Below are 4,335 nucleotides of genomic sequence, written 5' to 3' on the forward strand. Positions count from 1 at the left end.
GGACATCGCTCCTTCATTTTCTTTTAGTTTACCTCAAAAAAATATCAAAATAAACAAAAAAAGGCTGTCGAGAGGGTTTCTCGACAGCCTGAAAACCGCCTGGATTCCAATCCAGGCGGTTTTTCTGTCTCAATCTTTTGCTTTTTAATTTGGGAAACTCCATAATATAATCTGAATAGAGGAGGATGATTGGATGAATGCATTTTCATTTTACAACCCGGTAAAACTTATTTTTGGAAAAGGCCAGCTTCAGGCGGCTAAGAAAGAATTGCCGAAATTCGGCAAGAAAGTATTGCTTGTTTATGGTGGCGGCAGCATCAAGAAGAACGGCCTTTACGACGAAGTCATTCAAATGTTGTCAGAAGCTGATTTGGAAGTTTTCGAGTTGTCCGGAGTAGAGCCAAATCCACGGATTTCGACTGCAAGAAAAGGCATCGACATCTGTAAAAAAGAAGGCATCGAGATGATTTTGGCAGTAGGTGGCGGCTCTGTTATTGACTGCACCAAACTTATCGCTTGCGGCGCTAAATATGACGGAGATGCATGGGATTTTGTTTCCCGCAAAGCACAACCAGAAGAAGCGTTGCCATTTGGAACAGTCTTGACAATCGCAGCAACCGGCTCTGAAATGAATGCAGGTTCGGTAATAACGAATGAAGAAACGCAGGAAAAATATGGCTGGGGAAGCCCGTTGTCGTTCCCGCAATTCTCAATCCTTGATCCGACTTATACATTATCGGTACCGGAAAACCATACGGTCTACGGAATTGTGGACATGATGTCCCATATTTTTGAACAATACTTCAACGATGCCACTAATACGCCAGTCCAGGACCGGATGTGCGAAGGTGTCTTGAAAGCAGTTATCGAAACTGCACCGAAATTGATGGAAGACCGTCAAAACTATGAACACCGTGAAACGATTTTGTTTGCCGGAACAATGGCTTTGAACAAATTCCTTGAAATGGGCTATAGAGGCGATTGGGGCTCACACAATATCGAGCACGCCGTGTCGGCTGTATATGACATTCCCCATGCAGGTGGATTGGCGATTCTCTTCCCGCAATGGATGCGCCACAATGTGAAAATCAATCCGGCGCGTTTTGCTCAAATGGCGGTTCGTGTCTTTGATGTGGACCCAGCAGGAAAGTCAGAATCCGATATCGCGTACGAAGGAATCGATCGTCTGTCTGCGTTCTGGACTTCACTCGGAGCACCGACGCGCTTGGACTACTACGACATTGATGATTCAAAAATTGATTTGATGGTTGAAAAAGCTATGGTCTATGGCGAATTCGGCAACTTTGCAAAATTAAAAGGCGAAGACGTCAAAGAAATTCTTCAAGCTTCTCTATAAAAAAAGGCTCAGCGCTTAGCGCCGAGCCTTTTTTCTTTGTTTATTTGTTTTCTAGTGATGCTGGGCGGCTGCTCAAATGCGTCCAATGGGTTTCGCCATCGTCTGCATCGAGAGAAACAATTACGTCATCGACACTCGGTTGGCTGAGGATAATTTCTGCCAACCGTTCCTGTAAAGCATCAGCCTGAGAGACATTTAAATTTGGATCAACTTCAATTTTAGTTTCGACATGAAGGAATTCGCCTTCTTTGACAACTTCCAGTTCTTTTATGTCGCGGACGTCAGGGTGATCGCTCAATATGTGCGCGATGTGATTAACCATTTGTTCATCCGTTTCACCAATGGCTCCACGGGCATTATCCAGAAAGATTTTCCCAACGACATATAGCATCATAAAGCCGATAGCGATTGAAGCAGCACCTTCAACTTGCAGGAAGCCGGTATAGTGCGCGATCAATACGGCGATCAAGGCTAAGATACCACCTGCAGTGGCAACTAAGTCTTCCAAAAAAACCAATTTTGTTGCTGGCTTAGCTCTGTCTAAAAGGGTGAAACTTGTGGTCAAAGGAGCCATTGCTCCACCTTTGACGCCGGTTTCATGCAAAATTTCCTTGCCGGCTTTATAAAGAACGAAAAACTCAAGAATAATTGCAATTGATAATACCACAACACTGATGATAAATCCTTCTGCTTCCACAGGGTCGGACAATTGATGCCACCCTTCGATGATGGTTTCATATGCCATGATACCAACAATCAATACTGCTCCTAGTAGAACAATGTTCAATAGGCGCCCAAACCCATTGGGGAATCTTTTAGTAGGTGCTTTCTTTGAAAGGGCTGAACCGATAAAGACGAAATACTGGTTGGCTGCATCACCGATTGAGTGCATCGTCTCAGCAAACATCGCAACATTTCCTGTAAAGGTAAATGCGACCCCTTTCATAATTGCGATAAACGTATTAATTACTGCTGCCATCAAAGACGGCTTGTTACCATTTTTCAATAACCCAAAAAATTCCTTCATAAAACTTCCTCCTCGATTAAATCAATTCAATTTCAACTTGCAAAACTTTTTTCATATCGGATATTTCTTGGTACAGATCGACAGTATCTTTTTCGTGAGAAAAGGACATGCGGATCGATAGTACATGGAAGGCAGTAGAACTTTCCTTGTTCGAGTGCGTTATAGAGATACTTTCGATAAGTGATCCACCATTTTTTAACTCATTCAACACCTCCCGGATAGCCGTTCGATCAGCAACGATAACTTTTAGGTTTGCTTCCACCATCTTCAGGCGCTTAGGCCCAAACTTAAAGAGCAGGGGAGGCAGAACTTCTATTCCGATCAGAACTAGCAGAACTGCTGTTACTGCTTCTATATAGAAGCCAGCTGCAACTGCAATCCCGATTCCTCCTGCTCCCCAGATCATGGCAGCGGTCGTCAAACCGGAAATAGAATCATTGCCCCGTTTTAAAATCACTCCAGCCCCTAAGAAACCGATGCCTGACACAATCTGGGCGGCGAGACGCAGCGGATCCATTGTAATGTTTACATTGTCATACTCGCTGCCTTGTGCAATATAGGCCGATTCAATCGAGATGATCGTCAACAGACAACTGAAAGTCGAAATGACTACACTTGTCTTTAGTCCGACAGGCTTTCTCTTTAGTTCCCTTTCTAGACCAATAACTAAACTTAAAAGAGCGGCAATAACAAGTTTAAAGAAAGTTTCATATGAAGAAATTTGCATTGCGCTGAAAAACTCCATAAGGAAAACCTCCATTTTATAATCTCGTGTTGATTCTGCTGATGGAAAGTGGCAAACTTATCAGGTGCGCTATCGGTGAAGATAGAATGGAAAGAGAGGTGTTTAAATGGAGAAACCGGCTATTCATCCGTATATCCCTATTATAATAGGAGTTTTCTCTGTAGCGCTATCGGCTATTTTTGTAAAGATGACATCCGCCGACTCAGGCGTTACTGCTTTTTACCGTATGCTGTTCTCTGTAATGATCATGAGCCCGGTCTTCTTTCTGAAATATACCCATGAAATTAAAAAGCTAAGCAAAAGAGACTGGCTCTTTACTTCAATAGCTGGGGTATTTTTAGCATTTCACTTTATCTTATGGTTTGAGTCGCTTAATTATACATCAGTTGCGAGTTCAACGGTGCTGGTTACTTTGCAGCCTTTGTTTGCATTCGCTGGTACATATTTCTTCTTTAAAGAGAAAGTTTCCCTGAAGACTCTCATCGCTGGAGCCATTGCTATCATGGGAAGTGTCTTAATTGGCTATGGAGATTTCAAGGTAAGTGGAAGTGCTCTTTATGGGGATCTGTTGGCTTTGATTGCCTGTGCATTAATAACAGCCTACCTATTGTTTGGTCAGGATGTTAGAAAAAGATTATCTTTAGTAACTTACACATTTGTAGTATATGGCATCAGCACTTTAACGTTATTCTTCTATATTGTATTTAAAGGGGAATCGTTTGGTCCTTATCCAGCGTCCGAGTGGGTGTGGTTTCTGCTACTGGCACTCATTCCGAATTTGTTGGGGCATACTTTATTCAATTGGGCTATAAAATGGGTAAGCACCAATGTAATATCAATTGCGATTCTTTTTGAGCCGGTAGGTGCTGCTATACTTGCTTATTTTATTCTTGGAGAATATCTGAGTGCTTCTCAAATTATCGGAGGAAGTATCGTGTTAGCGGGGATTGCACTCTTCGTAGCAGACTATCAAAAAATTAAAAAACGCTTTTTAAAAATTAAAGCTTGATTTTTAGCTCGTGGCGGTTTATATTTATATATGTCCTTGAGACAACACGAAAAAATATTTTGAAATAGTATTGACATCGAGGTTGAAACAGGATATATTAATAAAGTCGCCAATGAGCGCGGCGAACAACTTGAACCTTGAAAACTGAACAGCAAAACGTCAACAAACACGCAACGGCCGCGCAAAACGGCCCGCGC

4 protein-coding genes are annotated in these 4,335 nt (G+C 42.4%); 2 read left to right on the forward strand and 2 right to left on the reverse strand.

Translation table 11 applies throughout. The annotated features are described in order from the left end of the window. Positions 1–193 precede the first annotated feature (193 nt). Entirely contained in the window at positions 194–1,357 is a 1,164-nt protein-coding gene (locus tag QOZ98_RS18870; RefSeq protein WP_308788770.1) for an iron-containing alcohol dehydrogenase, read from the forward strand. 40 nt (positions 1,358–1,397) lie between these two features. On the opposite strand, the gene QOZ98_RS18875 is transcribed toward QOZ98_RS18870, so the two are convergent. Together QOZ98_RS18875 and QOZ98_RS18880 are read right to left on the reverse strand one after the other, a co-directional pair. Continuing rightward, positions 1,398–2,384 carry a cation diffusion facilitator family transporter gene (locus QOZ98_RS18875; protein ID WP_308788771.1) on the reverse strand — a complete coding sequence of 329 codons (987 nt, stop codon included), beginning with the start codon at positions 2,382–2,384 and terminating at the stop codon, positions 1,398–1,400. 16 nt (positions 2,385–2,400) lie between these two features. Continuing rightward, on the reverse strand, positions 2,401–3,129 hold the full coding sequence (locus tag QOZ98_RS18880) for an MgtC/SapB family protein (RefSeq protein ID WP_308788772.1): 729 nt from the start codon (positions 3,127–3,129) through the stop codon (positions 2,401–2,403). A gap of 106 nt (positions 3,130–3,235) precedes the next feature. Between QOZ98_RS18880 and QOZ98_RS18885 the strand changes: the two genes are divergently transcribed. Beyond that, entirely contained in the window at positions 3,236–4,138 is a 903-nt protein-coding gene (locus tag QOZ98_RS18885; RefSeq protein ID WP_308788773.1) for a DMT family transporter, read from the forward strand. Positions 4,139–4,335 lie beyond the last annotated feature (197 nt).

The organism is Planomicrobium stackebrandtii (assembly GCF_030814955.1).
GTDB lineage: Bacteria > Bacillota > Bacilli > Bacillales_A > Planococcaceae > Planococcus > Planococcus stackebrandtii.